This is a genomic window from Sulfurivermis sp., from assembly GCF_059410345.1.
Map to the genome: position 1 here is coordinate 31,835 of NZ_JBLJDO010000016.1, position 26,245 is coordinate 58,079.

Annotated in this window: 27 protein-coding genes and 1 pseudogene; 10 read left to right on the forward strand and 18 right to left on the reverse strand. The window is 64.4% G+C overall.

Going from position 1 to position 26,245, the window contains the following annotated elements; genetic code table 11:
• Positions 1–144 precede the first annotated feature (144 nt).
• The 6 genes and pseudogenes from ACMV8A_RS12020 to ACMV8A_RS12045 form a co-directional block, all read right to left on the reverse strand.
• Complete coding sequence (locus ACMV8A_RS12020; RefSeq protein WP_495326058.1) at positions 145–594, reverse strand: hydrogenase maturation protease; 450 nt, start codon at positions 592–594, stop codon at positions 145–147.
• Between the two features lie 78 nt (positions 595–672).
• Positions 673–1,971 (reverse strand): Ni/Fe hydrogenase subunit alpha, encoded by a 1,299-nt coding sequence (locus ACMV8A_RS12025; protein ID WP_495326059.1) that lies wholly within the window; start codon positions 1,969–1,971, stop codon positions 673–675.
• Complete coding sequence (locus ACMV8A_RS12030) at positions 1,964–2,743, reverse strand: NADH-quinone oxidoreductase subunit B family protein (RefSeq protein WP_495326061.1); 780 nt, start codon at positions 2,741–2,743, stop codon at positions 1,964–1,966. Before ACMV8A_RS12030 ends, ACMV8A_RS12025 begins: the two co-directional genes overlap by 8 nt.
• A gap of 2 nt (positions 2,744–2,745) precedes the next feature.
• Positions 2,746–3,597, reverse strand: coding sequence for an FAD/NAD(P)-binding protein (locus ACMV8A_RS12035; RefSeq protein WP_495326062.1), 852 nt, complete (start codon positions 3,595–3,597; stop codon positions 2,746–2,748).
• Positions 3,598–3,617: 20 nt separating this feature from the next.
• A pseudogene (locus ACMV8A_RS12040) lies at positions 3,618–5,423 on the reverse strand (methyl-accepting chemotaxis protein); the annotation flags it as partial.
• A gap of 188 nt (positions 5,424–5,611) precedes the next feature.
• On the reverse strand, positions 5,612–6,688 hold the full coding sequence (locus tag ACMV8A_RS12045; RefSeq protein ID WP_495326063.1) for a 4Fe-4S dicluster domain-containing protein: 1,077 nt from the start codon (positions 6,686–6,688) through the stop codon (positions 5,612–5,614).
• A 172-nt stretch (positions 6,689–6,860) separates the two neighbouring features.
• On the opposite strand from ACMV8A_RS12045, the gene ACMV8A_RS12050 reads away from it, so the two are divergent.
• The 9 genes from ACMV8A_RS12050 (at position 6,861) to ACMV8A_RS12090 (ending at position 15,169) form a co-directional block, all read left to right on the forward strand.
• Positions 6,861–7,202 carry a hypothetical protein gene (locus ACMV8A_RS12050; protein ID WP_495326064.1) on the forward strand — a complete coding sequence of 114 codons (342 nt, stop codon included), beginning with the start codon at positions 6,861–6,863 and terminating at the stop codon, positions 7,200–7,202.
• A complete protein-coding gene (locus ACMV8A_RS12055) occupies positions 7,195–8,037 on the forward strand; it encodes a hypothetical protein (protein WP_495326065.1) in 843 nt (280 codons plus the stop codon). Before ACMV8A_RS12050 ends, ACMV8A_RS12055 begins: the two co-directional genes overlap by 8 nt.
• Positions 8,034–9,920, forward strand: a complete 1,887-nt coding sequence (locus ACMV8A_RS12060; protein ID WP_495326066.1) for a V-type ATPase 116kDa subunit family protein — start codon at positions 8,034–8,036, stop codon at positions 9,918–9,920. The genes ACMV8A_RS12055 and ACMV8A_RS12060 overlap by 4 nt, the downstream gene beginning before the upstream one ends.
• A 158-nt stretch (positions 9,921–10,078) precedes the next feature.
• On the forward strand, positions 10,079–10,432 hold the full coding sequence (locus ACMV8A_RS12065; RefSeq protein WP_495326067.1) for an ATP synthase subunit C: 354 nt from the start codon (positions 10,079–10,081) through the stop codon (positions 10,430–10,432).
• 27 nt (positions 10,433–10,459) lie between these two features.
• A complete protein-coding gene (locus ACMV8A_RS12070) occupies positions 10,460–10,753 on the forward strand; it encodes a V-type ATP synthase subunit F (protein ID WP_495326068.1) in 294 nt (97 codons plus the stop codon).
• A complete protein-coding gene (locus ACMV8A_RS12075) occupies positions 10,750–11,406 on the forward strand; it encodes a hypothetical protein (protein WP_495326070.1) in 657 nt (218 codons plus the stop codon). The genes ACMV8A_RS12070 and ACMV8A_RS12075 overlap by 4 nt, the downstream gene beginning before the upstream one ends.
• Positions 11,399–13,144 carry a V-type ATP synthase subunit A gene (locus ACMV8A_RS12080; RefSeq protein ID WP_495326071.1) on the forward strand — a complete coding sequence of 582 codons (1,746 nt, stop codon included), beginning with the start codon at positions 11,399–11,401 and terminating at the stop codon, positions 13,142–13,144. Before ACMV8A_RS12075 ends, ACMV8A_RS12080 begins: the two co-directional genes overlap by 8 nt.
• Before the next feature lie 35 nt (positions 13,145–13,179).
• The gene (locus ACMV8A_RS12085; protein ID WP_495326072.1) at positions 13,180–14,568 is read left to right on the forward strand and encodes a V-type ATP synthase subunit B; all 1,389 of its coding nucleotides are present in this window, start codon (positions 13,180–13,182) and stop codon (positions 14,566–14,568) included.
• Positions 14,561–15,169 carry a V-type ATP synthase subunit D gene (locus ACMV8A_RS12090; protein ID WP_495326074.1) on the forward strand — a complete coding sequence of 203 codons (609 nt, stop codon included), beginning with the start codon at positions 14,561–14,563 and terminating at the stop codon, positions 15,167–15,169. Before ACMV8A_RS12085 ends, ACMV8A_RS12090 begins: the two co-directional genes overlap by 8 nt.
• A gap of 57 nt (positions 15,170–15,226) precedes the next feature.
• Here the strand turns inward: ACMV8A_RS12090 and ACMV8A_RS12095 are convergent, their stop codons facing one another.
• A complete protein-coding gene (locus ACMV8A_RS12095) occupies positions 15,227–15,472 on the reverse strand; it encodes a TIGR02647 family protein (RefSeq protein ID WP_495326076.1) in 246 nt (81 codons plus the stop codon).
• 14 nt (positions 15,473–15,486) lie between these two features.
• A complete protein-coding gene (locus ACMV8A_RS12100; RefSeq protein ID WP_495326078.1) occupies positions 15,487–15,741 on the reverse strand; it encodes a SemiSWEET transporter in 255 nt (84 codons plus the stop codon).
• A 261-nt stretch (positions 15,742–16,002) separates the two neighbouring features.
• Here ACMV8A_RS12100 and ACMV8A_RS12105 point away from each other — a divergent pair, with 261 nt between their 5' ends.
• A complete protein-coding gene (locus tag ACMV8A_RS12105; RefSeq protein ID WP_495326079.1) occupies positions 16,003–16,734 on the forward strand; it encodes a Crp/Fnr family transcriptional regulator in 732 nt (243 codons plus the stop codon).
• A gap of 667 nt (positions 16,735–17,401) precedes the next feature.
• Here ACMV8A_RS12105 and ACMV8A_RS12110 read toward each other — a convergent pair.
• The 10 genes from ACMV8A_RS12110 to ACMV8A_RS12155 all read right to left on the reverse strand — a co-directional run bounded on the left by ACMV8A_RS12110 (position 17,402) and on the right by ACMV8A_RS12155 (position 26,086).
• Complete coding sequence (locus ACMV8A_RS12110) at positions 17,402–17,605, reverse strand: cold-shock protein (RefSeq protein WP_495326094.1); 204 nt, start codon at positions 17,603–17,605, stop codon at positions 17,402–17,404.
• A gap of 170 nt (positions 17,606–17,775) precedes the next feature.
• Positions 17,776–18,345, reverse strand: coding sequence for a GDYXXLXY domain-containing protein (locus tag ACMV8A_RS12115; RefSeq protein WP_495326081.1), 570 nt, complete (start codon positions 18,343–18,345; stop codon positions 17,776–17,778).
• Complete coding sequence (locus tag ACMV8A_RS12120) at positions 18,342–19,670, reverse strand: DUF2157 domain-containing protein (RefSeq protein ID WP_495326082.1); 1,329 nt, start codon at positions 19,668–19,670, stop codon at positions 18,342–18,344. Before ACMV8A_RS12120 ends, ACMV8A_RS12115 begins: the two co-directional genes overlap by 4 nt.
• Before the next feature lie 51 nt (positions 19,671–19,721).
• On the reverse strand, positions 19,722–20,306 hold the full coding sequence (locus ACMV8A_RS12125) for a HupE/UreJ family protein (RefSeq protein WP_495326084.1): 585 nt from the start codon (positions 20,304–20,306) through the stop codon (positions 19,722–19,724).
• Between the two features lie 119 nt (positions 20,307–20,425).
• A complete protein-coding gene (locus tag ACMV8A_RS12130) occupies positions 20,426–22,192 on the reverse strand; it encodes a nickel-dependent hydrogenase large subunit (protein WP_495326085.1) in 1,767 nt (588 codons plus the stop codon).
• A complete protein-coding gene (locus ACMV8A_RS12135; RefSeq protein ID WP_495326086.1) occupies positions 22,189–23,460 on the reverse strand; it encodes a (Fe-S)-binding protein in 1,272 nt (423 codons plus the stop codon). Before ACMV8A_RS12135 ends, ACMV8A_RS12130 begins: the two co-directional genes overlap by 4 nt.
• Positions 23,457–24,116, reverse strand: coding sequence for a hypothetical protein (locus ACMV8A_RS12140; protein ID WP_495326087.1), 660 nt, complete (start codon positions 24,114–24,116; stop codon positions 23,457–23,459). Before ACMV8A_RS12140 ends, ACMV8A_RS12135 begins: the two co-directional genes overlap by 4 nt.
• 2 nt (positions 24,117–24,118) lie before the next feature.
• The gene (locus ACMV8A_RS12145) at positions 24,119–25,204 is read right to left on the reverse strand and encodes a hydrogenase small subunit (RefSeq protein WP_495326089.1); all 1,086 of its coding nucleotides are present in this window, start codon (positions 25,202–25,204) and stop codon (positions 24,119–24,121) included.
• The gene (locus ACMV8A_RS12150; RefSeq protein WP_495326091.1) at positions 25,194–25,622 is read right to left on the reverse strand and encodes a hydrogenase expression/formation protein; all 429 of its coding nucleotides are present in this window, start codon (positions 25,620–25,622) and stop codon (positions 25,194–25,196) included. Before ACMV8A_RS12150 ends, ACMV8A_RS12145 begins: the two co-directional genes overlap by 11 nt.
• Entirely contained in the window at positions 25,619–26,086 is a 468-nt protein-coding gene (locus ACMV8A_RS12155) for a HyaD/HybD family hydrogenase maturation endopeptidase (protein WP_495326093.1), read from the reverse strand. Before ACMV8A_RS12155 ends, ACMV8A_RS12150 begins: the two co-directional genes overlap by 4 nt.
• Positions 26,087–26,245: the final 159 nt, after the last annotated feature.

Here is a 26,245-nt window from a genome sequence, read left to right on the forward strand (position 1 = left end):
TTTTCTTTCGTTAGTTTCTTTTGGCGAGACAAAAGAAAGTAACACGGCGTAGGGGGACGGAACCCCCGTCAAAATCAGCGCGCGACAGCGCACCACTCCAAGCGCCCCCTCCCAACCTCCCCCACATCCGTGGGGGAGGAGTTGCTACATTTGCTCCAACTCCCCCCGCACCAACTCAACCAACGCCACCAGCGTATCCTCCGCCAACTCCCCCTCCCCCATCTCGATCCCGACAATAACGATCTCTTCCGGCAAGCCCCCCAAGGCCCGCCCCAGCGCCAGCGCATCGGCGACGCCAAAGCCATGCGTCGACATCAAACCCGACTCGGCATTCAACTCCGCAACGGAAAAACGCCGCACGCTGCCGGCAGGCAGCCCCGCGTGCATGGCATCGATGATGATGGCGGCGTCGGCCTGGCCCAGCAGCGTGAGCAGGCGGCTGCCGGGGCGATCGCTTTGTTCATAACGAATGGCAAATTGGGGAAACTGCGTGGCGAGCGGCTGCCGTTCCAGGGCGGCGACGGCCTGCCAGCCGAGGCGGTCGGCGCCGAAGGGGGAACCGACGCCGAGGATGAGGATGGCTTTGTGTGACATGGGTTTCATGCAGGAATCCGGCTTGCCGGACGAGTGCGACACCGGAAAGCCCTTCGCCCGATAAATCGGGCTCCAACATCACTCCCGCTTGATGTTCACCTTGAGGAAATGCGTGGCGCAGGAGATGCACGGGTCGTAATTGCGGATCACCGTCTCGCCGCGCAGGCGGATTTCATCATCCGGCTTGTCCAGGCCCAGCGCCTCCAGCGAGCGGCGCAGGTCTTCCTCGATGCGCGCCTGGTTCTGGCTGGTGGGCGGCACGATGGTGGCCTGTACCACGCGGCCCTGCGCGTCCAGTTCATAGCGGTGCCAGAGGATGCCGCGCGGCGCCTCGGTGCAGCCGTAGCCGACGCCGGCGCGCGGCGTGACCTCCACATAGGGGGAGTCGGGCACGCTGTAGTTCTCCAGGATGCGGATCGCCTCCAGCAGCGCGTAGTGCAGCTCCACCGCACGGGCCAGCGCGCTGTGGAACATGTTGTTGCTGGGGAAGCGCTGCGGGGTGGCCTCCAGATTGCTGCGCACCGCGGCGGGCAACTGGGCGTAGTTCAGATTGACGCGCGCCAGCGGACCGACCAGATAGGGCTTGCCGTGCAGATGGCAGTGCAGCGCGTTGGCGTGCGGGATGTGCGCTTCCTGGAAGTGCTGGTGGAATTCGCTGATGTCGATGTCGAGGCCGTCATCGGAGACGATGCGGCCTTCGTTGAAGGCATACTCATCCGGATGGCGCAGGGCGACGGAAGTGAAGGTCTGCGGATCATCGGGCAGGTCGAGGGCGGCAACCCAGCGCACCAGCGCCTCAACCTCCGGCAGGGCAGCGCGGCACTCCTCCAGCTTGGCGGTCATTTCGGCGGCACGCGGCGCATGGTAGAAGCCGCCGGCGCGCACACCGACCGGATGCACCGAGCGGGCGCCGAGCAGGCGCACCAGGCTGTTGCCCAGTTCCTGCAGGCGCAGGCCGCGCTTTACTTCCTCCGGGTGATCCGCCGCCATGGCGATGGCGGATTCATAACCGAGAAAATCGGGCAGGGCCAGCAGGTGGATGTGCAGGGCATGGCTTTCGATCCACTCGCCGCAATAGAACAGACGGCGCATCTCGCGCACCCACGGCGTAGTCTTGACGCCAAAGATCGCTTCGATGGCATGGGCCGCGCTCATCTGGTAGGCCACCGGGCAGATGCCGCAGATACGCGCCACGATGTCCGGCACCTCGCGGTAGCTGCGGCCTTCGAGGAACTTCTCGAACAGGCGCGGCGGTTCGAAGATACGCAGGCGCAGCTCGGTGATATGACCATCGCGCACCTCCAGCTCCATGGCGCCCTCGCCCTCGACGCGGGCCAGCACCGGCACGTTGATACTGACGTCGCGCCGTTCACTCATGACTCTTCTCCTGCCAGCGCACGCCTTCGGCATGGAAGGCCGGCGCACCGTTGTTGATGAACAGGAAGCGATGGGCAATGGCCTCGGGCAGCAGGCCGAAGCCCTCGAAGCGCCGCGCCAGTGCCGCGGTCTCCGGATTCTCTGCCGGGCCGAAGCAGGCATAACAGTCGCGGCCGAAACTGGGACACAAGGCACCGCACCCGGAGCGTGTCACCGGCCCCATGCAGGCCTCGTTCTTCGTCACCATCACGCACACCGTGCCCTTGCGCTTGCACTCCAGACACACCTTTTCCGTCTCCTCGCGCGGCGCCACACCGAACAGCAGGTCGCGCACCGCCAACACCACCTGGCGGCTGTTCACCGGACAGCCCCACAGCTCCAGATCGACGCGCACATGTTGCGCCACCGCCGTGGAGGTGGGCAGGAACGGGATGTGCTCGGGACCGGCATACACCCCGGCCAGCCAGGCATTGCCGTCGGCCATGTTGCGCAGCGCCTGCAAGCCGCCGGCGGTGGCGCAGGCGCCCAGCGTGACCAGATACTTGCTGTTCTCGCGTACGTGCTTGATGCGCTCCAGTTCATGCGGTGTGGAAATGCTGCCCTCGACGAAGGCCAGATCTACCTTGGCGTTCTCGTTCAGATAACCGGCCTCGGCGAAGTGAACGATGTCCACCAGTGCATTCAACTGCAGCAGCCCCTCGCCAAGATTCAAAAAGGCGAGCTGGCAGCCGTCGCAGGAGGAAAACTTATGTACGGCGACTTTTGGTTTCATGATCAGAATCCCTTTACGCCGAGCAGTTCCTTTACTTCTGGATAACAGAACACCGGGCCATCCTGGCAGACGAAATTGCCACCGTGCTGGCAATGACCGCAGCGGCCCGCGCCACACTGCATGTTGCGCTCCATGGACAGCCAGAGGGATTCCTCCGGCACGCCGCGCTTGAGCATGTCGGCGATGACGGCGCGCATCATGCCCTCCGGACCGCACATCATGACGATGCTCTTGTGCGGGTCGATGTGGGCCTCGTCGAACAGGATGGGAATGTGGCCGACGCGGAACGGCCAGCCCTGGCCACCCTGATCGGCGGTGAGCAGCACCTGGGTATCCGGCAGCGCGGCCCACTCCTCGTAGCGTTTGCGCCAGATGAGGTCGGCGGCGTGCTTGACGCCCTGCATGATGACCAGCCGGCCGTAGCGGGCGCGGCGGCGCAGCACGTAGTTGATCACCGACACCACCGGGGCGCAGCCCAGGCCGCCGGTGGCGATGATCACGTCGCGTCCCTCCGCCTCCTTCACCGGCCAACCACGACCGAAGGCACCGCGCACACCGAGGCGGTCACCCACCTTGAGAGCCGCCAGGCCGCGGGTGACACGGCCGACGATGCGGATGGTGTGGTCATACATGTGCTCATCTTCAGGGTCGGAAACGATGGAGATGGGCACCTCGCCAACACCGTGCAGATACAGCATGTTGAACTGACCGGGCATGAAGCCGTAGGCCTTGTGTACATCCGGCTCGGTGAAGCGTAGCCGCAGCGTAAAGATGGTCGGCGACTCCTGGATACGTTCGACGATCTCCGCTTCATGCGGCAACATATTCAAGGATGTGGGTTGCGGTGCGGTCATGGCGATTCCCTGCTCTGAACTCAGGACTCGGCGCTATTGCGCTCGATGGCTTCCAGCAGTTGCACGATCTGACGCGACAGCGGCTCGACCTTGAGGTACTGCTGCTCGGCCTCCGTGGTCTTGCCGGATTCGCGCAGGTCGATGATAGCGCGAATCAGCTTGTGCAACTCCTCATGTGGCTTCTCCAGCTGGCGCATCTCGGCCATGCTGCCGTACTTCTGCATGCCTTCGCTGTAATACCACTTGCCCAGTACGCAGTCCTTGTGTGACACCGCCTGTTCACGAGTCAGGCTGCCCTTGCCGTCGAGATAGGCGCGCAGCTTGCCCTTCCAGGCCAGATGGGCAGTCTTGGCGGCGGACAGGTCGGCACCCTTGACACTGGTACGGAAACGGGCGACCAGAGCGCGCAGGTTATCCATGTGCTCATGGATATCCTCGGTGGATTTCACGGTCTCGGCCGCCGTATTGGTCGTCTGCTCGGCGACACCGGCGATATTGGTAATGGAGCGATCCATCTCCTCCGCCACATGGCTCTGCTCTTCGGCGGCAGTGGCGATCTGGTTGCTCATATCGGTAATGGTCGCCACCGACTGGACGATACGGTCCAGCACGCTGCCGGCCTCACTGGTGCGCTGCACCGTATCCTGCGCACGCGTGCGGCTCTGCTCCATCATTTCGGCGGCCTTGCGTGACTGGGTCTGCAGGCGCTCGATGATGGCACGGATCTCCTCGGTGGACTTCTGCGTACGCTGCGCCAGGGTACGGACCTCGTCAGCTACCACAGCGAAGCCGCGGCCCTGTTCGCCGGCACGGGCCGCCTCGATGGCGGCGTTGAGCGCCAGCAGATTGGTCTGCTCGGCGATGCCGTTGATGACCTCCAGCACCTGACCGACCTCGCGGCTGTCTTCCTGCAGCTGTGCCATCACGGCGGCGCCCTGCTCCACCTGCTGGGCCAAGCTGTCGATGCTGTCGATGGTCTGGCTGACGACACGGCGCCCGTTCTCCGCCTCCTCCTTGGCCTGACTGGCCGCTTCGGCAGTATGCGATGTATTGCGCGCCACCTCCTGCACGGTGGCGGCCATCTCATTCATGGCCGTGGCGATCTGATCGATTTCGGAATGCTGGCGCTGCACACCACGCATGGTCTCTTCAAGACGCTGTGCCACGCCATCGATGGTACTGCTCACCTGCGCCGTACCCTGGGTCACACCACCGACGATCTGGCCCATGTGCGACACCATGTCGTTATAGGCAGTGAACATCTGGCCGATTTCATTTTCCTTGTTTTCCACGGCGAGCGTGTGGGAGAAGTCGCCATCCCCCACGGACTTGAGATGCTCGCGCAGACGATCGATCTGTTGCATCAGCACGGTCATGCCGAACATACGGCCAAAGGTGACCAGCAACAGGATACCCAGGGTCGAGCTGAGGGCCACATACAACTGTTCATCAGCCTCCTTTTTTGCCAGCGCCTCCATCATCAGGACGGCGGCGTTCATCTCCTTCAGTACGACTGGCGAACGTTGATGGATGGCGCGCATCTGCTCGGCATTGCGATTATCCACATAGGCGAGGATATCGGTCTTGTAGTCTTTCCATAGCTGCTCCACCTTCTGCAGCTGTTCACGCACTGCTTTATCCTTTACCGGCGTGATACCCCGCTCGGCATTCCCCTCCAGCAGGGCGCGGTGGGCCTCTTCGAACTGCCTGATGGTGGCCAGCACGGTATCCTTGCTTTCCACACCCTGACCGGACAGCAACGCCTCCTTGGCGACCTTCTGACTCAGCATGCGCTGGGCACCAGCCACATTGATGCCGGTCGCGTCGTTGCCGATGGAGAAAAACAGGTCGGCGGCGACCACCAGGGCAAATACAAAGATCAGCGCATAGGAAAACAGAAACTGTTTGTCTAGGCTACGAATGCCGATGGCGCGCAGGATCTGCTGGATGATGTGGGAGATCAGGTATCGCATGACAAAGCTCCTTTTAATTCTTATACGTCAGGCACCAGGTATCAGGAGGCACAAAGGGCTGCCGCCTCTGCGGTAAGGTCGATGGCCGCCGGACACCAGCTGATACAGCGACCGCACCCCACACAGCCGGAACGGCCATACTGGTCATGCCAGCTACCCAGTTTGTGGGTCAGCCACTGACGGTAACGAAATTTTGTTTCGGCACGAATGACCACACCGTGGATGTAGCTATGCCCTTCGGTGAAGCAGGAGTCCCACTGCCGGTAGTGCACGCTGCTGCGGCCATCCAGCGCAGGTTCGTCACGCTCACTGTGGCAGAAACAGGTCGGGCATACCGAGGTGCAGTTGCCGCAGGACAGGCAGCGCTGCGCCACATCATCCCAGCGCGCATGCTCCAGCCGCGCAAACAGCGTGTCACGCAGGTTACGCCCGGGCAGGGTGCGCGTTTGCTGCGCCGCAGCCGCCGCATTCTGCCGTTGTGCAACAGCACGCTGCGCGTCATCGGCCGGTTGCAGATACAGTTCGCGCAGGATGTTGCCACCGGCCGGCGTGCCGCTGCGCACGATATAACCATCATCCAGCTCGTCCAGCACCAGGTCAAAGCCGCTCAGCGCCTCGGGGCCGTCGCCGGTGGAGGCGCAAAAGCAGGTAGCGGCCGGGTGGGAACAGTTCACCGCCACCAGAAACTGACGTTCACGGCGTGCGGCATAGTAGGGATCGTTGTTACGGAAATGCAGGTCGTGAATGTGCAGCGCGGCGAGATCGCAGGCGCGTACACCGATGATGGCTGTGGGAATATCGTGCAGTGCTGCCGGGGTGTAGCCTGCGCCCTGCTCGGCACGCCACAGGCTTTCCCGTGGCGCGAAGGTCAGTGGCTTGAGGGCCTGCGGCCCATTGGCCCAGGAAAAACAACGTTCCCCTTCCACACGCTCCAGCCGGTAGCTGCCCGGCGCCTGCTGGTCGTGCAATCCGTGCGGCAGCGCCGTTATGTCATTCAACGCATCGTAAACGATGGCGCCGTCACGCACCTGAGGGCCGATACACTGGAAACCGGCCGTACGCAATCGGTCGAGCAGACGCTGCAATTCCTGGCGCGGGAGAAACTGGTATTCGGCCATCGACTTCATTCCTTTGCATTTTTGTTGCGCGGGCACGCCGATACGTGCCATTTGGCGGACATCCGGGTTAAGCTTAACCCGGATATTTGTTTTATGACAGCTATCCCACGGAATTGAATGCGGCCTGCGACAGGCAGGATGCAGCTGTCATGCAACTGTAATGGAAGCCGCCATGGCCCAGCCGAAGAATGACACCGAAGTGGCGATGAACCGGGTGCTGGAGGCCGAGCGCGCGGCCCATGCAGCGGTGGCGGAATGCGAGGCACGCGCCGCCGCGCTGATCGATGCGGCACAACAGCAGGCACGACGTATCCACACCCGCACCGATGCTCGCCTCGGCCAGGTGCATTCACGTTGCGCACTGGCGCTGAGTCAGCAGGTAGAGGCACTGCTACAGCAGGATCCCGCGGGCGCAGCCAGCACCGCTCTCGACGATGAAATGCGCGAACTCTTGACCGCAGCCATCGCACGGTTGGCCGAGTCCCTCACCAATGCCTCTACCGCCGATGACTGAGCTTAGCCAGTTCGCCTACGTCCAGGTGCGGCTGCAGGCGCGTTATGGCCAGTTGCCAGATGACACGGTGTGGCGCCGACTCGAAGGCATAACCGCGCTGTCGCACTTCCTGCAGACGGCGCGCACCACCGGATTGCGCCCCTGGCTGCTGACCATCGCGTCGGGAACGCGATGGGACGCACGCAGTGCGCCCACCGGGGCGGCGCCAGGGCTGGTGCCGATCACCATCGCCGCCCCCGGCGACAGCCACGCCATGGAGCGCTCGCTGCGGCAGCAATTGCTGCTGCACATCGACGAGGTGACCCGCTGGCTGCCCGTACCCTGGCAGCCTGCTGCTGCCTGGTGCCGCCTGCTGCCTGACCTGCCGGCACTGCACCACCTGCGCGGCGGCGCCGCCGCCCCAGCCTGGCTGCTGGATGACGAGCGCCTCAAGCCCTATGCCCATGACCTGCTCGCCCTGCGCCTGCAGGCCCTGCGTGATTCCCCCTATGCGCCGTTGCTCAAGACCGGCAACGGCACGGTGAGTCTGGCGCGCACCTGGGCGGACCACTGGCGCACGCTGTGGCCCGACGAGACCGACGGCAGCGACCGCGCCGCCCTGGAGGGCCTGGCCACGCTGCTCGACGCTCACTACACCGCGTTGCGCAGTGATCTCAGCCAGGACAGCCAGCGCAGCCGCGACCAGCTCGACCAACGCCTGCGCAGCGGCTTTCGGCGCCATCCCCGCCAGGCGGCCGCCGCCTTTTACTATCTGGCCCTCACCGGCCTCACCCTGGAGCGGCTGCGCGGGCTGCTCACCCGCCTGATCCTGTTTCCGCTGGAGCGTACCTCGTGAGCTTCAGCCTGCGCCCACAGCCAGCCCGCTGGTTCGAGCTGCTCACTGCGCGCGAGGACCTGACGCTGGCGGTGGAAACCCTGGCCCGCACCGGCGCGGTGGAACTGGAAACCCACAGCGAAACCGCCACGCCGCTGGTGCTGCCCGATCTGCGCGGGCGGCTGGAGGAATATAACCGCCTCGCCCAACACTACCAGCGCTACTGGCCACAGGATGAACTGCGCCCCTCCGACCTGCCCGGCCGCCCGGTGGACACCCTCGACCACGCCCTGCGCCGCCTCTACGCCTGGCGCGATGCCGCCGATGGCCTGGTACGCCGCAGCGAAGCGCTGCGCGGCGAGCTGTACGAACTGGAGATGCTGCGCGAAATGCTGGTGGCCATGCCTGCGGACACCCGGCTCAATCTGGGCCTGCTGCCCGGTGCCGGCCCAACCCTGGCGGCGCGGCTGTTCGTGCTGCCACCGCGCAGCCGCATCGCCCAACTCCCCGCCGCCATCCTCAGCACCACCGTGCACGGCAAGGTGCATGACTTCCTGCTGGTGGTGGGTCCGCCCGCCGAGGTCGACCTGCTGGAGCAGGAGCTGACCCTGCTCAAGGGCCGCCCCATGCACCTGCCGGCCTGGCTGGGACGCGACACCACCGCCTCGCTGGCGGCCCTCAACCAGCGCAGCGACGCCATCGCCGCCGAGCAACGCGACCTGGAGACACAGCTTGCCGCCCTGCAACAGGAACACGGCCTGACCGAGGCCCTGGGCAATATCGCCCGCCTGGAGTGGTTCCTCACCCACGTCGAAGCCTTGCCGGTGAGCGAGACCTTCGCCTGGGTCACCGGCTGGACCTCGGACCTGGACGGCAAGGTGCTACAGCAGGCCCTCGGCCGCGCCCAGGCCCGCGCCCTGCTCCGCTTTCCCGACCCGCCCCGCGACAAGACCCCGCCGATGGTGTTCCATAACCCCTGGTGGGCACAGCCCTTCGAACTGTTCGCGCGCCTGCTCGGCACCCCGGCCAAGGACGAGGCCGACCCGAGCCGGTTGCTGGTGTTCATCGTGCCGCTGATGTTCGGCTACATGTTCGGCGACGTGGGCCAGGGCTTCGTGCTGTTCCTGGCCGGCCTGCTGCTCGGCCGCCGCGTCCCCGCCCTGCGCCTGCTGGTGGCCGGCGGCCTGGCCTCGATGCTGTTCGGCCTACTATTCGGCAGCGTGTTCAGCCGCGAGGACATCCTCCCGGCGCTGTGGCTGCATCCCCTCGAACAGCCGCTGCTGGTGCTGGGCATCCCACTGCTCGGCGGCGTATTGCTGCTCCTGCTCGGCCTTTTGCTCAACGGCATCGAGGCCTGGTGGCGCGGCCAGCTGCGCTGGTGGCTGGAGCTGGACGCCGCCCTGCTGCTCACCTATCTCAGCCTGCTCGCCCTGTTACTCACGCCCTATGCCGCGCTCATCGCTCTCGCCGGGCTGATGTGGTATCTGGGCGGCCGCCTGCATCAGGCACAGGGTGACCTGCGCGCCCTCGGCGGTGCCATCGGCCGGCTGCTGGAATACACCATGCAGCTCATCGTCAACACCCTGTCCTTCACCCGCGTCGGTGCCTTCTGCCTGGCCCATGCCGGCCTGTCGGTGGCGGTGGTGGGCCTGGCCGAGGCCGGCGGCCACCCGTTGCTGTACGCCATCATTCTGTTGTTGGGCAACGTGGTGATCATTATTCTGGAAGGCCTGGTGGTGTCGATACAGGTGACCCGCCTGGTGCTGTTCGAATTCTTCATTCGCTTCCTGCGCGGCGAGGGACGGCGTTTCCGCCCGCTGCCGGCGCCACCACGACGGACGGACAAAAATGAGCGCGCCTCAATGCAAAAACACCAACAGCGCAATGGGCCACAAAACTCCTGAGGCCCATGCTAATCAATACGACACACCCAACACCCAGGGAGTCCGCCCATGAAACTCGAACATCCGAACATGCGAACATGTCATCTCCACACGGAAACATTTGCGTACATTCGCGTTCATTTGCGGACTCGTTCTGTATCACCCCAAAGGAGACCCATATGAATCCGCGCACCAAGATCGCCGCCTTCATGGTCGCCCTGGCCGCCGTCATCGCCCTTGGTGCCACGGCACTGCTCGGCATCGCACCGGCCCGCGCCGCAGAGACCGCAGTCGCCGCCAGCAACCTGCCGCCCGGCGTACTGCAATGGGGCTTTCTCGCCGCCGCCATCGCCACCGGCATGTCGTCGCTCGCCGCCGGCTACGCCGTAGCCATGGTCGGCAGCGCCGCCATCGGTGCCCTGGCGGAAAAGCCGGAACTGCTCGGCCGCGTGCTGATCCTCGTCGGGCTGGCGGAGGGCATCGCCATCTACGGCCTGATCATCTCGATCCTGATCCTCAACCGGCTGGTGTGACGCCAGCCCCGGCGCGCGGCGACAGCCATGATCCCCATCTTCATCGGCGATGAAATCAGCGCGGCAGGCTACCGCCTCGCCGGGCTGCGCACGCGCAGTCCGCGCGCCGCTGAGGTGCTGGAGGTATTCCGCTGGGCCTGCACCGAGACGGATCTGCTGCTGCTCGGCGTGGAGCAGGCGCGGCAGCTGCCGGCGGCGGAACTGGCGCAGGCGCTGCACAGGCTGCACCCACAGATCCTCATCGTGCCGGATATCCGGCAACAGATACCAATGCGCGATCTGCCGCTGCGCATCCGCACGCAACTGGGAATGCGGACATGAATCCGCACAGCGTGCTCGATGCCCAGATGGAGGCCCTGCTGGCGCTGGTGGAACAACACCGCGCCGAACGCTGCTCGCAGTTGCTGGCGCAGGCGGAGGAACGGCGTCATGCCCTGCTCGCCGAGGCCTATGGCGAGGCGCGCTCGCGCATGCACGAGGCGGTGCTCACCGAACGGCGCCGCGGCAAGGACAAGCTGGATGCCACCCGGGCACAACTGGAAACCCGTGCCCGAGCGCAGCAACACCAGACCGCCCTGCTGCTGTTGCAGCAGGGCTGGGAACTGCTCGGCCAGGCAGTGCTGCAACGCTGGAAATCGGCACCGCAGCGGCGGCTATGGGTCGGCACGCTGCTGCGCCAGGCGCTGCACCTGCTGCCGCGATGTTCCTGGGTCATCGAACATCCGCCCGGCTGGGACCCCGCCGAGTGCGCCGAACTGCACGAGGCGCTGCGTGCCCACTGCGGCGCTCTGCCGCAGCTGCAGGCGAATGATCAACTCGATGCCGGCCTGCGCATCTGCGCCGCAGGCGCCTGCCTCGACGGCACGCTGGAGGGTCTGCTGGCCGACCGTGAGGCCATCGAGGCACAGCTGCTGGCACAACTGCACAACCTGCTGAATGTCAATCAGCCACCCATGGGGAGGGCGCATGAGTAGCGCCGTGCTCAGCTGGATCGGCGGACCGGTGCTGCGCGCGCGCAACGAAGGGCCGTTTCACATCAACGAAGCCGTGGCGGTGGGTGAGCGCCGCCTGCTCGGTGAGGTGATTCGCATCGAACAGCATGAGATCGTGGTGCAGGTATACGAGGACACCAGCGGCCTACGCCCCGGCGATCGCGTCGAAGGTAGCGGCCTGCCGCTGGCGGTGCCGCTGGGACCGGCACTGCTCGGCAATATCTTCGACGGTCTGCTGCGTCCGCTGGCACGCAGCGGCGATGCGGTTTACGTGCAGCCCGGCATGTACGAACTGCCCGCCACGCTGTTTCCCTTCGAGCCGCTGGTGCAGCCAGGCCAGCGCCTCGGCCCCGGCCAGCCCTATGGCCGCGTTGCACCGTTGCAGGGCCGCAGCCAACTGTGCCTGATCCCACCCGACGTGCAGGGCAAGGTGCTGTCCATCGTCGCCGCCGGCGAGTACGCCGACGACGCGGCGCTGTGCGTGCTGGAAACGCCGGACGGTTTTCATCGCCACATCGCCATGAGCCATCGCTGGGCGGTGCGCCGCAGTCGGCCGGTCGCCCAGCGCCTGCCGGTAAGCGGTCCCATGCTCACCGGGCAACGCGTGCTCGATACCCTGTTCCCGGTGGCGCGCGGCGGCAAGGCGGCCCTGCCCGGCGGCTTCGGCACCGGCAAGACGGTATTGCAGGAGGCGCTGGCCAAGGGCTGCGACGCCGACATCATCGTCTATGTCGGCTGCGGCGAACGCGGCAACGAAATGGCCGGTGTGCTGCACGAGTTCCCGCAACTGGATGACCCGCAGACCGGCCGCCCGCTGATGGAACGCACGGTGATCATCGCCAACACCTCCAACATGCCGGTGGCGGCACGCGAGGCGAGCATCTATACCGGCGTCACGGTAGCGGAATATTTCCGCGATCAGGGCCTGCATGTGGCGCTGATGGCCGACTCCACCAGCCGCTGGGCGGAGGCGTTGCGCGAGGTGTCGGGCCGCCTCGGTGAACTGCCCGGCGAGGGCGGCTATCCCTCCTATCTGTCGAGCCGGCTGGCCGGCTTTTACGAGCGCGCCGCACGGGTGCAGACCCTGGCCGGCAGCGAGGGCTCGCTCACCATCATCGGCGCGGTGAGCCCACCCTCCGGCGATTTCTCCGAACCGGTGACCACCCACACCAAACGCTACGTGCGCTGTCTATGGGCGCTGGACTACGCGCGCGCCCATGCCCGCTTCTATCCGGCCATTCATCCGCTGCAATCCTATTCGGAAGACGTGGCCGAACTGGAAGCCTGGTGGCAGGCGGCGGGCAATCCCGAATGGGCCGCGACGCGCCGGCATTTCCTCCATCTGCTGGAGCAGCAAAACCAACTCGAACGCATGGCGCGCATCGTCGGCAAGGATGCACTGCCGCCGGCGCAGCAACTCACCCTGCTCTGCGCGGAACTGATCAACGAAGGCTTCCTGCGCCAGTCTTCGCTATCGCCCCTGGACCGCTTCTGTTCACCCAAGCGGCAGAGCGCCATGATGCATCTCATCCAACGCTTCACCGAACTGGCGCAACAGGCCCTCGCTGCCGGCATCGAGGTGGAGGACATCCAGGCGCTCCCCATCCTGCGCCGCCTGCACCGCATGGGCGAGGAGTTGGGCGAGGACAATCTCGCCGGTTACGAGGCGCTTGGCACCGAACTGGAGTCGGCCTTCACACGATTGAGGGAGAAGAGCTGATGCTGCACGCACTGCACAGGATGCTCCGCTGAATCATGCGCCCGAACCTCTACACCGAAGGCAACATCACCGGCATCCACGGCCCGTTGCTGTTCCTGCGCCGCACGGTCAATGTCGGCCTCAATGAGGCGGTCGAGGTGTACGGCCCGGATGGCAAGGCGCGCCAGGGGCGCGTCGCCGCACTGGACGACGAGATGCTGACCGTCGAGGTGCTGGAAAGCACCGACGGATTGGCCCTCACCACCACGCGGGTACGTTTTCTCGGCGAACCGCTGCACTTTGCCGTGGGGCCGGACATCCTCGGCCGCATCTTCAACGGTGTCGGCAAGGTAATCGACGGCGGCCCGCCCATCGCTGCGCAACAAAGTCTGCGCATCGACGGCCTGGCCATCAACCCGGCGCAGCGCGCCCAGCCGCAGGACTTCATCGAAACCGGCGTCTCCACCATCGACATCATGAACAGCCTGGTGCGCGGCCAGAAGCTGCCCATCTTCTCCGGCGGCGGCATGCCACACGAACGCCTGGCCATCGAGATCGCGCGCCGTGCCCGTTTGCGCGGCGGCAAGAGCGGCGATTTCGCCATCGTCTTCGTCGGCATCGGCGCGCCGCACCACACGGCGGAGAACTTCCGCCGCGCCATGGAGAACAGCGGCGCCCTGGCGCACACGGTGATGTTCCTCAACCTGGCCTCCGACTCCAGTACCCAGCGCCTGCTCACCCCACGCTACGCCCTCACCGCCGCCGAATACCTGGCCTTCGTCGAGGGCCGCCATGTGCTGGTGATCCTCACCGACATGACCAACTACTGCGAGGCCCTGCGCGAGGTCTCCGCCAGTCACGGCGAGGTGCCAAGCCGCAAGGGCTATCCCGGCTACATGTATTCCGATCTCGCCGCGCTGTACGAGCGCGCCGGCTGCATCAAGGGCCGCCCCGGCTCGCTGACCCAGTTGCCGATCCTCACCATGCCATCGGACGACATCAGCCACCCCATCCCCGATCTCACCGGCTATATCACCGAGGGGCAGATCGTGCTGGACCGCAACCTCGATCGGCGCGGCATCTATCCGCCGGTGAAGGTACTGCCCTCGCTGTCGCGTCTGATGAAGGACGGCATCGGCGCGGGCTTTACCGACCCTGATCATCCGGCCCTGTCCAATCAGCTCTACGCTGCCTATGCCCGCGCCATCCAGGTGCGCGTGCTGGCCAGCGTGGTCGGCGTCGACGGCTTGCCGGAATTGGACCGCCAATACCTGGACTTCGGCGATGCCTTCGAACAGCAATTGGTACAGCAATTGGAAGGGCGCACGCTGGAGGAGAGTATGCAACTGGGCTGGAAACTGCTGCGCCGCCTGCCACGCAGCGAACTGCACCGTCTGTCCGACGCGCAGATCGCGGCGCACATCGCGGAGGGCGACGATGTCTGAGCAACGTATCGCCACCCCCTCGGTGTTGATGGAACTGCACGAGGAACGTCAGGTGGTGAAGGACGGCTATCGCTTCCTCGACGAAAAACGCCTGCTGCTCGCCGCCGAAATCCTGCGCCAGCTGGACGACTATGAACGGTTGCAACGCGACTACCTGTTATTGCACCGCGAGGCCGCCACTGCGCTGGCGAACGCCGCGGCACGCCATGGCCTGCAGGGGTTGCAGATATACCCCGCGCCGGAACTGGAAGGCAGTGAGTTGAGCCAGCAACGCCGCCGCTTTCTAGGCGTACAGACGATGGAGTGCGCGCTGACACTGCACGATATACCGGCGGCTGACGCCGTCGATCCTTCGCCGGAGGCGCGCCGCTGCGCGCGTCTATTTCGTGAACTGACCCTGCGCAGCGCCCCGCTGGCCGCCATCAGCGGCAACCTGGAGCGTCTGCTGACGGAGTATCGCCGCACCGAGCGGCGCGCCCGTGCCCTGGAGGACGTTTTGCTGCCCGAACTGGAGCAGGCATTGACCGAGATCACGGTCAGACTGGAGGAACTGGATCAGGAAGAGGCCGTGCGGGTGCGCATCGACTATGACCAGCGGTAGTGCAAAGAACGTAACCAACTTGTTTCCGCAGCATAGTGCTTCGGGGTACGCGCCGACTCACCCCTCCAGGATGGTGAGCGCGGCCTGCAAATGCTCCGCCGCCTCCACACCGAGGTCGGTGAGATAACCGCCATCGGCCTGTGTCACCAGTCCCTTGGCGTGCAGACGCTGTGCCGCGGCCACCGCTGCGTCGCCGGCGCTGTGATGGACTTTCAAGCCTTCCTGCATCGACTCCAGGTTGTACAACGCCAGCAACTTCATCTCGGCGATGCGCTCTTCGTTGACTGCATTGCTCTGCGGCATGATTTTCCTCGCGCTCATTTGTAGCGAATCTTGAAGACCAGGATGGTCATCGACAACAGCAGGGTGATCACGTTGGCCACGATTATCGGCACCGCGCCCACGGTGAAACCATAAACGATCCATAGCAATACGCCCAGACTGAACAGCGCAAACATCACCAGCGAAATATCGCCGGCAGAGCGGCTGCGCCAGGTCTTGATCACCTGGGGCAGGAACGACGCCGTAGTCAGGGTACCGGCCAGCAGGCCGAGCAGATTTGCCGCATCCATCCTCATTTCTCCCCAATAGCCCGCCAAGCAACAGGCGGCATAGTGTCGGACAGCGCCGTCCGGAAGACCATGCGCAATTTTGCGATAAATCAATAAGCGGTTGTTTTTATTTATTTTTTACCAAAAATAATTGGTGCATTCATATTGTCTGGCGCCTATCATTGGGCCACGTTCCGAAGGTTGATACCTCCATGGAGGTAGTTTCGAAGGGAGTCGCCAACCGCGTGTTCAACGACGACATCTAGCCCAGTGAAACGACCCATGAGCGCCTGCCCCTGCCGTCAAGATGAATGCCTGCTGTGTGAATCCCTGCTGTTCTCCGGCCTGACCGGCACCCAGGTATGCCGCTTACACGGCGTGATTCACAAGAAATCCTACGATCCCAAGGCAGTGCTGTTCCGCGAAGGCACGCCGACCACCCACTTGTTCCTGCTCAAGTCCGGCTACGTCAAACTCACCACCGCTCTGCCCGATGGCCGTAACCAGGGCCTGCGCCTGGGCGCCGCCTGGCAGTTCATCGGCCTGGAGGCCTTGAGCGACGAGCGCTATCCCTACACCGCCGAGGCCATCACGCCCATCGAAGTCTGCATGGTGCGCTACAAGGACATGCTCAAACTGCTGGAGAACAATCCGCAACTGTCGCTGCGCGTCATCAACGCCCTCAACCGCGAACTGCAACACTCCAACGCCATGGTCCGCAACCTGGGCATGATGAGTTCCACCGAACGCGTCGCCTCCTTCCTGCTATCCATCCTGCGAGCGGAATCCGCCGACGTGCGCGAAATCCCCCTGCCCCTGTCGCGCACCGACATGGCGGAGATGCTGGGCCTCACCCTGGAGACCGTCAGTCGTGTGCTGTCGCGCATGACCCGCGACAAGATCATCTGGATGCAGCCGGGGGGGCGCCTGCTGCGCATCATCGACACAGCACGACTGGAGCAGCTGGGTGGCGACGCGCCGCAGGAGATTTGGCCGCGGGCGATCAGGGCGTAGGCGGGGTTGTCCTGGATGGATGTGGTCGCGCTGCGCGCAGATTGATTAGGTGCGGGGAGCCGCCCCGCGCGCGGGTTACTTTTCTTTGAACGGCCAAAGAAAAGTAACCAAAAGAAACGCCGCCCCGATGTCCCGCCGCTGTCGCGGTCCCCTGCGTTGCTCGCTCAAAACGGGGTTTCGCCGACAGGACGTCCCTGTCCTGACGGCGAAAGACGCGCCCTCCTTGGCGCGTCCCCTCTCGGGCCTTAACCGTTTTGAGCTGCGCTACTCGGCGAGACATAGGGGATTGGAGACAGGCTCGCCTACGGCATCGCGCTGTGCGGTGTGCGCTTCGCGCACACAGATTTGTCTTTATGGATTTTGACTTTCGGGCTTTCCCCCGTCTGCCGCGCCGAGTAGCGCAGCCCGAAGCGGATTAAACCCGCAGGGCACGGCAATCGGGCGGCCTTTTCTTTGGTTACTTTCTTTTGGCGGAGCAAGGAAAATAACACGTCGTACGGGGCGGAACCCCGACCCAATCAATCCGCGCGACAGCGCAACAAACCCGGCTTGGGGGGACGGAATCCCCCATCAAAATCAATCCGTGCAGCGCACAACCACCACCCAACAAAAAGAAACCCGCCTACGGCGGGTTTCTCAAATCAGCTCTATGTCGCTGCAAGTCTACTTAGGCGGGAACCACGTTCCGTGCCTGCAGGCCTTTCTGTCCCTTTTCAGTCTCGAAGGTCACGGCCTGACCTTCGCGCAGGGTGCGGAAGCCGCCGCCCTGGATGGCGGAGAAGTGCACAAACACATCTTCGCTGCCGTCAGAGGGCGCAATGAAACCAAAGCCCTTGGATTCGTTAAACCACTTCACGGTACCTGTAGCCATGCAAATCACCTCAAAATAAATTTCTGATGCGTTCCAACCACAGCTGTTGAAGATGAACTGCCTGTTCTCCGGCGGACAAGCAGAAAGACATATTTCAACCTGCAGCGCGCCCAAGTATAGCCCTGTTTTTTGGCACTAGCCATCATCCGCAAAACAGTGTGACGGCGTCGTCAAAACAGTGTTTCACGATAGCGTTCCACACCGTTTATTAGCAAAGCCTGAATTGCTCCGTTACCAAATCGGTCCACCGCGATGCGCAAGGAAACCACCTCACCGGGTACCGGCCGCTCCAGCACACGTCCTTCACCCTCCGGCACGAAGTAATCCTCGATGCCATAGCGCACACTGACATGACGCACCTCTTCACTGGTCTGCGTTTCTGCGTTCCACCAGTGTTCACTCACATACTGCACCCGGCCGCGCAGGGCCAGCTGCCCTGCCGGGGCCGCGCGGTACACGGCCCGCGCGCGCCAATAGGGCGTCCCCGGCTCCAGCGCCACATAAATCGTATCGTGCTGACGGAATTCGTCATCGCCCTCCAGTTCATCCAGCCGCAGGCGGCTGATGTCGTAGTTGAAGGTGACATAGTCGCCGCGGAACAGGGAACGCGGATCGATGGGCTGGGTCTCCAGCACCACCGGTGTACCGCTCGCCAGGGTCCACTGCCGTTTGGCGATCATCCCGGCCAGCACCAGGGTCTGGAGCACGACGATGATCAGCAGGCGCGAACCGAGGCTCATAGCACGCCCTCCCGCTGCGCCGTGATGCGCCGCGTCAGTCGGCGCCGTTGCCGCTCCAGCCAGTAGCCGCCGCCGAGCAGCAGCAGGCCGCCACCCATGAAGAACAGCGAGCGGTCCATCAAAGTCCAGAAGGTGTCGAAATAGCGCGCCAGCAGGGTGATGGCAAAGAAGAAGAACGCCATGTTCACCAGGGCGCGATTCTCCAGATGCACCGCGGCCTGCAGCAACCACAGCAGGCCGGCGAAGTACGCCAGGTTGAACAGCAGTGCCAGCAAGGATGCCATAGGCGGCTCCGCCGCCAGATTGACCAGCAGCAACACCATCACGGCGCCGAGCAGTCCCAACCCCCAGTTGAGAAACGGCGGCCGCCCCCCGGCTTGGCTGCGACGGTAATGCCAGGCCGCCAGGGCGACGACCAGCAAGAGCGCAAGCAGTGTAGCCAGCCACCACAGGCCGCTGTCGGGGCGGCCGTGGCGCAGCAGTTGCGGGAAAGTGAGCAGATACAAACAGCCCAGCGCAGCGAAGGCGGCATAGCGTTGCAGTACACGGGCGAGATCCTGCCAGCCGTCATGGCCGTGCAACACCATGCCGCCGATGAACAGGGCAAGATAGGCGAGGAAATACACCTGCACCAGATAGAGTTCGGCGCCGTTGCCGCGCCCCCAGCCGCTCATGGCCAGGAAGGAAAACCAGCTCCACAGCAACAAACCGGCCAGGGCAATGTGCAGCGCGATGCGCCAGCGCTGCCACATCACCGGCCACAGCGCCAGGGCGAGGAACAGCAGGAAGGGCCAGTGCACCGCGCGGCCAAAGCCCTGCGACTCCAGACCAGTCCACAGCACACCGAGGCCCAGCCCCGCCACCATGGCCGGCTGCGAACGCATCAGCCAGCCGGTCAATACGCCGCCGAGGGCCCACACCAGCACGCCGTCGGGGTAATGGGCGCTGATGTGATAGATCTGCGCGATGAGCATGATGTTGCTGCCGAACAGGATCACGCCGAGCAGCAGGAAGGCCGTGGCGAGCAGCGGCAAATTGCGCCGCTCGCACACGCCGGCCAAGGCATGGCTGCCCCACAGGGCGGCGAACAGCACGATGAGTTTGAGCAGCTTGGGCATCGCCGCCCAGTTGGCGGCGAAGAAGGTGATGATGCCGGAACCGATGAGGATCACACCGAGCAGGCTGAAGGCCAGGGCCAGATAGCGCGGCCCGTGGCGCTCGTCGGCCGCGGCGTCATTCAGGATGTGCGCCGCATTGTCGGCGCTGACCCAGCCCTGCTCGACCCAGTGCGGCAGGCGTTGCTGCAATTGTTTCTTGAACGACACGTCGCGTCCCTGACAAAAAATAGGCGGCCAGTCACCGCATCCGCGCTGTTATCACCCCTGCAACAACACACCCGCCACCAGCCATGCACCGGCTCCCGCCACCAGCGCGCCGCCGCTGCGCAACAGCCAGGGCCGCTGCTTGAGGGCATGGCCGACACCGAAACCGGTCAGGTGCAGCGTCACGCTGGCCAGGGTCATGCCGAACACGTAGAGATAGCCCACCGCCTCTGCCGGCACCTCGGCGCCGTGGGCATGGCCGTGGAACAGGGCGAACAGACCGACCAGCGCCACACCCGCCGCAGCCGGTACGCGCCAGGCCAGGGTGACGCTGAGGCCAAGCACCAGCACCGATACCGCGATGAACGACTCGACCAGCGGCAGATGTACGCCGCCCAGTCCCAACACGGCACCGGTCACCAGCATGGCGACAAAGGCGCCGGGCACCTTCCAGGCGGCACTGCCGCCCAGGGTGGCGGCCCACAGGCCTACCGTGAGCATGGCGAGCAGGTGATCGAGACCACCGAAGGGATGGACCAGGCCGGCGCCGAAACCGCCGGTGCCGTGACCGGTATGGGCGGCGGCAAGGCCGGGCAGTGCGATGAGGCCGATGGCGGCAACAATGTGACGGAATTTCACTGAGCTATCCTCCTTGCTGCAAGAACGAATCTGTAATTTCCACGCAGGCGCCGAGTCCTCCTGGCGCATGTGTGCCTACGTCAGACACCGACGCGCCCGCGGAGCGGGCTCCTGCTTCCTTAGCGAACCTTGACCTTCACCAGTTCCTCGCCGTCCGGATCGGTGACATGCACCGCGCAGGCGATGCAGGGGTCGAAGCTGTGGATGGTACGCAAAATCTCGATGGGCTGCTTGGCGTCGTGCAAGGGCTGGCCCTTGAGCGCGGCCTCGTAGGGACCGTCCTGCCCCTGCGCATCGCGTGGCCCGGCATTCCAGGTGGACGGCACCACCGCCTGGTAGTTGTCGATCTTGCGGTCCTTGATCACGATCCAGTGCCCCAGCGCGCCGCGTGGCGCCTCCATATAGCCGACGCCCTTGGCCTGCTTCGGCCAGGTGGACGGCTCCCACAGCGTATCGTTGAAGGTGCGCAGGTCGCCGGCCTTGATGTTGGCGATGAGCTGGTTGTACCAGCCGGACATGGCGTCGACGATGACCTTGGTCTCCAGCGTGCGCGCCGCGGTGCGGCCCAGGGTGGAAAACAGTCCCTGCACCGGAATGTCCAGGGTGCGCAGCGTCATGTTCACCAGTTCATGCGTCTGCGCATGGCCGCGGGCGTGCAGCATCAGCACGCGCGCCAGCGGCCCCACTTCCATCGGTTTGCCCTTCCAGCGCGGCGACTTGAGCCAGGAATAGCTCTGTTCCACATCAAGGTGTTCGTAGGGTGGTTTGGGGCCGGTGTAGTTGAGCTTGGTCTCGCCGTCGTAGGGATGCAGGCCCTGGTCCTTGCCACCGCTGTAGTCGTACCAGGAATGGGACACGTATTCCTGAATGTGATCGGCGGCGTTCATGTCCAGTTCGTGGATAGTGGACAGATCGCGGTTGAGGATCACGCCGGAGGGGATCAGGAAACTGCTCGGGTCGTCCATGCCGTTGGCGGGGAAGTCGCCGTAGGTCATGAAGTTACCCACGCCCTCGCCGTACTGCGTCCAGTCCTTGTAGAACGAGGCGATGGCCAGTGTATCCGGCACATAGACCTGATCGACGAAGTCACGCATCTGCTGGATGATGTCCTTCACCTTCTGCAGACCGGTGAGGTCCACCGCGGTGGCACCGGCGCCACCACGGAAGTGCGGCCCCTTGCCGCGTCCCGGATGATCCGGGTGCACGCTGATGGCGCAGGGCACGCCACCCACCAGGAAATTGGGGTGCGGATTCTTGCCGCCGAAGATGGCGTGCAACTTGGCCACCTCGCGCTGCCAGGTGAGCGCCTCCAGATAGTGCGCCACCGCCATCAGGTTGGCCTCCGGCGGCAACTTGTAGGACGGATGGCCCCAGTAGCCGTTGGCGAAGATGCCGAGCTGGCCGCCCTCGACGAAGTCCTTCAGCTTCTTCTGCATGTCGGCGAAATAGCCGGGCGAGGACTTGGAGTAATTGCTGATCGACTGCGCCAGTTGTGAGGTGGCCTTGGGATCGGCCTTCAGCGCCGACACCACATCGACCCAGTCCAGCGCATGCAAGTGGTAGAAGTGCATCACATGGTCGTGTACGTATTGTGCGGCGATCATCAGGTTGCGAATCAGCTGCGCATTGGCCGGGATGGGATAGTTGAGCGCATTCTCCACCGCGCGCACCGAGGCGATGCCGTGCACCAGAGTACACACACCGCAGATGCGCTGGGCGAAGGCCCAGGCATCGCGCGGATCGCGGCCGCGCAGGATGATCTCGATACCGCGCACCATGGTGCCCGAACTGGATGCCTGGGTGATGATGCCGTTATCGGTCTCCGCCTCGATGCGCAGATGCCCCTCGATACGGGTGATGGGGTCGACTACCACACGCTGGTTCATTTGCCGGTCTCCTGTTCCGCCAGATGGTCGGCCACCAGTTCGGTCAGTCCAACCACCTTGACGTTCATGTTGTAGTGCTCCAACCCTTCCTCCAGCACGATGCGGCAATTGGCGCAGGCGGTCACCATGGTTTCCACACCCAGCTCATCCAACTGCGCCTTCTTGCGTTTGAATGAGATCAGGCGCAGTTCCTCGGCACGCTCGTTGGCACTGACGCCGCCACCGCCGCCGCAGCACCAGTTCATCACGCCGTGGTCGCGCATCTCACGGAAATCGCTCGCTACCGCGCCGAGCAACGCGCGCGGCTGCTGCACCACGCCGCCGCGGCGCACGATCTGGCAGGGGTCGTGGAAGGTCAGTGCCGCGTCCTCCTTGCCGCTGGTTTTCAAACGGCCGCTGCGGCGCAGTTCATCGAGCAGCTCGAGGATGTGCACCACGTTGAACTGGTAGGGGCGGCCGATGAGATTGGGACCTTCCCAGCGCAACGCGGTGAAGGCATGACCGCACTCGGGGCTGATCACGTTCTTCACCTGCAATTTTTCCGCGGCCGTGACGATGCGCGCGACAATCTCGCGGGCGATATCGCTGCTGCCTAACTGGATGCCGCTGTTGGTGGCCTCGAAGGCCTCCGACGACAGCGTCCAGCTCACACCGGCCTGCTTGAAGATGCGCGCCAGGGCGCCGAGATACTCGGGGAAGTTGATGATCTCCATGGACGACAGCAGCGCCATATAGTCAGCGCCCGGCACATCGATGGGAATGGTCAACCCGGTCTCCGCCTCCTGGCCGCGGATCTGCGCCTGCAAGGCCTGCAACTTCACGCCCATCGGGCTGCCCAGTTCGATGGTGCGCCTGGTAGCGCCGATGATGCCCTCCGGCGCATGGCCGGCGACAGACATGCCCTCGCGCATCTTGCGCACCATGTAGGTGATGTCGTTGCCCACCGGGCAGACCATGGAGCAGCGCCCGCACAGCGTACAGCTGTCGTACACCAGCTCACTCCAGTTCTTGAGATCGTCGTCACTCACTGGCTTGCTCAGGCCGAGCATGCGGCCCAGACGCCCTGTCAGGGTGTATTCCTGCTGCCACAGGCGGCGCAGCGGCTCCAGCTTGTGGATCGGCGTGTACTTCGGATCGCCGGTCTCGGTGTAGAACAGGCACGCGTCGGCGCACATGCCGCAGTGCACACAGCTGGAGAAGAAACTGGCGATGGGCGCGTCCATCACCTCGCGGAAGGCGTTCAAGCCTTTTTCCAGGGTCGCGCTCATGATGCCACTCCTTTACGCCCAGCGATGTCGCCGTTGTACCAGCGGGCAATGAATAGAGTGAAGGTGTGGGTCAGTTTGGTGAAGGGGAACACCACCAGCAGCAGTTCCGCCGACAGGATGTGCAGCGCCAGCAGCAGGGTGTAATCGAGCAACAGGTGGTGGTAGGCCATATAGCCGGTGAGCAGCGGCAGAAAGGTGACCGTCCAGGCCAGATAGTCGCCGAAGCCGGAGAGAAAACGCTTCACCGGGTCCATCAGGCGATGCACCAGAACGACAATCAGGGCAATCATCGTGATCACCGTCACCAGGTCGATGAGCGGCGTCGGCAGCGCCGCCCAGCTCAGGCCGGTGAGCGAGCGGATCAGTTCGATGTGCGGCAACAGGAACAGCAGCACGATGAACAGGCCGATGTGGAACACGAAGCCGGTGACCACCGTGAGCGAGAAGCGGCGCCAGCCGCCGTCGCTTGGCAGAGAGCGGGTGACGATGGTGCGCCAGCCGGATCCCGGACTATGGCTGCGCGGCGTAGACAGGTCGCGCTTGCGGCCCAGGCTGTAGATCTCGAACAGGCGCAGTGTCATGCCGAACAAAAAGATCGCCACGGCAATGCCGAGTCCCGGCCCGCGCGCCCACAACAACAGTTCCATAGCGGTCATGGCTACTTCTCCAGGTCCGCGAGGGTGACGGTTTGGTGCTCGGCCCGCGCACGCGCCTTGCGCTGGCGGTTGGCCAGGCCGATGGCGACGCCCGCCGCAGCGCCCACGGCCACCGCTGCCGCCGCGGCACCGGTGACGGAATCGACGGGGGTGGACAGCGCCTTGTAGAAACCGCCGGCATCCCAGAAGTCGGGCTCGGAACAACCGATGCAACCGTGGCCGGATTGCACCGGCCAACTGGTGCCACCGTTCCACTTGGTGGTGGCGCAGGCGTTGTGGGTGGTCGGTCCCTTGCAGCCCAGTTCGAACAGGCACCAGCCGTCACGCGCGCCGGCGTCGTCGAAGGTCTTGGCGAACTTGCCCTGGTCGTAGAACGGGCGGCGATAACAGCGGTCGTGGATCGACTCGCCGTAGAAGGCGCGCGGTCGTCCCAGCCCATCCAGGTCAGGCAGCGAACCGAAGGTCAGGTAATGGGCCAGCACGCCCACCATCACCGCCGGCACCGGCGGGCAGCCCGGCACGTTGATGATCGGCTTGTCCTTGATGATGTCGGACACTGCCACGGCGCCGGTGGGATTGGGTTTGGCATGGGGCAGCCCACCATAGGCGGCGCAGGTGCCGATGGCGACGATGGCTGCCGCACCCGCGGCGGCCTCCTGCAACATCTGCAGGTTGCTGATGCCGGCGATGGTGGAATACACGCCGCCGTCCTTGAGCGGTATGGAGCCGTCGACGATGAGCAGATAGTTGCCCCAGTCCGCCTTCATGGAGTGCTCGCGCGCCTCTTCGGCGGCATGACCGGAGGCCGCCTGCAGGGTGTGGTGATAGTCGAGGGAGATGGCGTCGAAGATCAGGCTTTCGATGCTGGGCGAATGGGCGCGGGTCAGCGATTCGGTGCAGCCGGTGCATTCCTGGAACGACAGCCAGATCACCGCCGGGCGCCGCACCCGTCCCAGGGACTCCGCTACCGCCGCCGCCATGGACGGCGGCAGCGCCAGCAACGAGGTGGTCGCCGCGCAGAATTTCAGGAAACCACGCCGGCTGACACCGCGCCGTTTCAGTATGTCCAACAGTGTTTCATCCGCCATGACCACCCTCCTGTTTCAGTTCAAACAGACGGGCGCGCAAGGCCTCCAGCCCGTCCTTCACGTCATCCTCCGGTGCCAGCAGGATCTCGGGGCACCAGGCCACTTCGATGAACTCCGCCAGCACTTCGTCCTCGTCGTTGTAATGGGTCACCCACCACACACCGGGGATGCCGGTTTCGTGGATGCGGGTCGGCCCCAGGCTGTGCACCTCGGCCACCACCTCACCCTCGCCCAGGGTTTCCTCCAGCAGGTCGTAATCTTCCGGCGTCAGCGGCAGACCGGAAAGGTCGATGCTGCTTTCCTCACCCTCTTCCACCAGCTTTTGCAGCAGGTTTTCCACCTCGCGCAATACCGCCCGGGCGTTGCCGTTGCCACCCACCTGCACCACCTTGACGCCGATATTCTTCAAGCCATTCATTGCTGCCATTTCCGTATCAAATCCAAGGTCATCGCACAGGCGCGGGGGATGGCCGCCGCCACCACAGGGCTGGGGACATCGCCCCAGCCCAGTGCCTGCGGCTGGATACCGATGAGGGCACGCCGCGGCGGCAGGGAATCGGTGAGATGGGCGATGGCCAGCAGGTCGAGCAGGCTGACCTCGTGCACGCTGCGGCGCTTGCCACGCCCCAGGTAGTCATCCATGGCCTGGTTTTCGAACAGGGTGACGGTACCGGGCGCCGCCTTGAGTTCGGCGGCGTCGATGATGATGAGTTGATCGGCCTCGGCCATGGGACCGGCAAGAGTAAAACTGAGGGTGCCGCCATCGAGATACTCGACGGCCTCGAGATCGGGATGCTCGCGGCGCAGTTGCTCCACCACATGCACCCCCACCCCCTCGTCGCTCAACAGGGTATTGCCCACGCCCAGCACGACTGTGGTCATGATCTCCTCAGACTAGTTTTGTATTTATTCTTGTGGCTCTTCCCCGGATCGAGTGGGTAGCTTAGCCTGTTGAACCATGAGAGACATAGACCTGTACGCCCAGATTCTTGGATTGCGGTCGCCGTGGAAGGTGGCCGATGTGCAATTGTTGCGTGATGC

Coding starts and splice junctions, on each gene's coding strand:
- ACMV8A_RS12020 (WP_495326058.1), bottom strand. CDS start 594: ATGTCACACAAAGCCATCCTCATCCTCGGCGTCGGTTCCCCCTTCGGC.
- ACMV8A_RS12025 (WP_495326059.1), bottom strand. CDS start 1,971: ATGAGTGAACGGCGCGACGTCAGTATCAACGTGCCGGTGCTGGCCCGC.
- ACMV8A_RS12030 (WP_495326061.1), bottom strand. CDS start 2,743: ATGAAACCAAAAGTCGCCGTACATAAGTTTTCCTCCTGCGACGGCTGC.
- ACMV8A_RS12035 (WP_495326062.1), bottom strand. CDS start 3,597: ATGACCGCACCGCAACCCACATCCTTGAATATGTTGCCGCATGAAGCG.
- ACMV8A_RS12045 (WP_495326063.1), bottom strand. CDS start 6,688: ATGGCCGAATACCAGTTTCTCCCGCGCCAGGAATTGCAGCGTCTGCTC.
- ACMV8A_RS12050 (WP_495326064.1), top strand. CDS start 6,861: ATGGCCCAGCCGAAGAATGACACCGAAGTGGCGATGAACCGGGTGCTG.
- ACMV8A_RS12055 (WP_495326065.1), top strand. CDS start 7,195: ATGACTGAGCTTAGCCAGTTCGCCTACGTCCAGGTGCGGCTGCAGGCG.
- ACMV8A_RS12065 (WP_495326067.1), top strand. CDS start 10,079: ATGAATCCGCGCACCAAGATCGCCGCCTTCATGGTCGCCCTGGCCGCC.
- ACMV8A_RS12070 (WP_495326068.1), top strand. CDS start 10,460: ATGATCCCCATCTTCATCGGCGATGAAATCAGCGCGGCAGGCTACCGC.
- ACMV8A_RS12075 (WP_495326070.1), top strand. CDS start 10,750: ATGAATCCGCACAGCGTGCTCGATGCCCAGATGGAGGCCCTGCTGGCG.
- ACMV8A_RS12080 (WP_495326071.1), top strand. CDS start 11,399: ATGAGTAGCGCCGTGCTCAGCTGGATCGGCGGACCGGTGCTGCGCGCG.
- ACMV8A_RS12085 (WP_495326072.1), top strand. CDS start 13,180: ATGCGCCCGAACCTCTACACCGAAGGCAACATCACCGGCATCCACGGC.
- ACMV8A_RS12090 (WP_495326074.1), top strand. CDS start 14,561: ATGTCTGAGCAACGTATCGCCACCCCCTCGGTGTTGATGGAACTGCAC.
- ACMV8A_RS12095 (WP_495326076.1), bottom strand. CDS start 15,472: ATGCCGCAGAGCAATGCAGTCAACGAAGAGCGCATCGCCGAGATGAAG.
- ACMV8A_RS12100 (WP_495326078.1), bottom strand. CDS start 15,741: ATGGATGCGGCAAATCTGCTCGGCCTGCTGGCCGGTACCCTGACTACG.
- ACMV8A_RS12105 (WP_495326079.1), top strand. CDS start 16,003: ATGAGCGCCTGCCCCTGCCGTCAAGATGAATGCCTGCTGTGTGAATCC.
- ACMV8A_RS12110 (WP_495326094.1), bottom strand. CDS start 17,605: ATGGCTACAGGTACCGTGAAGTGGTTTAACGAATCCAAGGGCTTTGGT.
- ACMV8A_RS12115 (WP_495326081.1), bottom strand. CDS start 18,345: ATGAGCCTCGGTTCGCGCCTGCTGATCATCGTCGTGCTCCAGACCCTG.
- ACMV8A_RS12130 (WP_495326085.1), bottom strand. CDS start 22,192: ATGAACCAGCGTGTGGTAGTCGACCCCATCACCCGTATCGAGGGGCAT.
- ACMV8A_RS12135 (WP_495326086.1), bottom strand. CDS start 23,460: ATGAGCGCGACCCTGGAAAAAGGCTTGAACGCCTTCCGCGAGGTGATG.
- ACMV8A_RS12140 (WP_495326087.1), bottom strand. CDS start 24,116: ATGACCGCTATGGAACTGTTGTTGTGGGCGCGCGGGCCGGGACTCGGC.
- ACMV8A_RS12145 (WP_495326089.1), bottom strand. CDS start 25,204: ATGGCGGATGAAACACTGTTGGACATACTGAAACGGCGCGGTGTCAGC.
- ACMV8A_RS12150 (WP_495326091.1), bottom strand. CDS start 25,622: ATGAATGGCTTGAAGAATATCGGCGTCAAGGTGGTGCAGGTGGGTGGC.
- ACMV8A_RS12155 (WP_495326093.1), bottom strand. CDS start 26,086: ATGACCACAGTCGTGCTGGGCGTGGGCAATACCCTGTTGAGCGACGAG.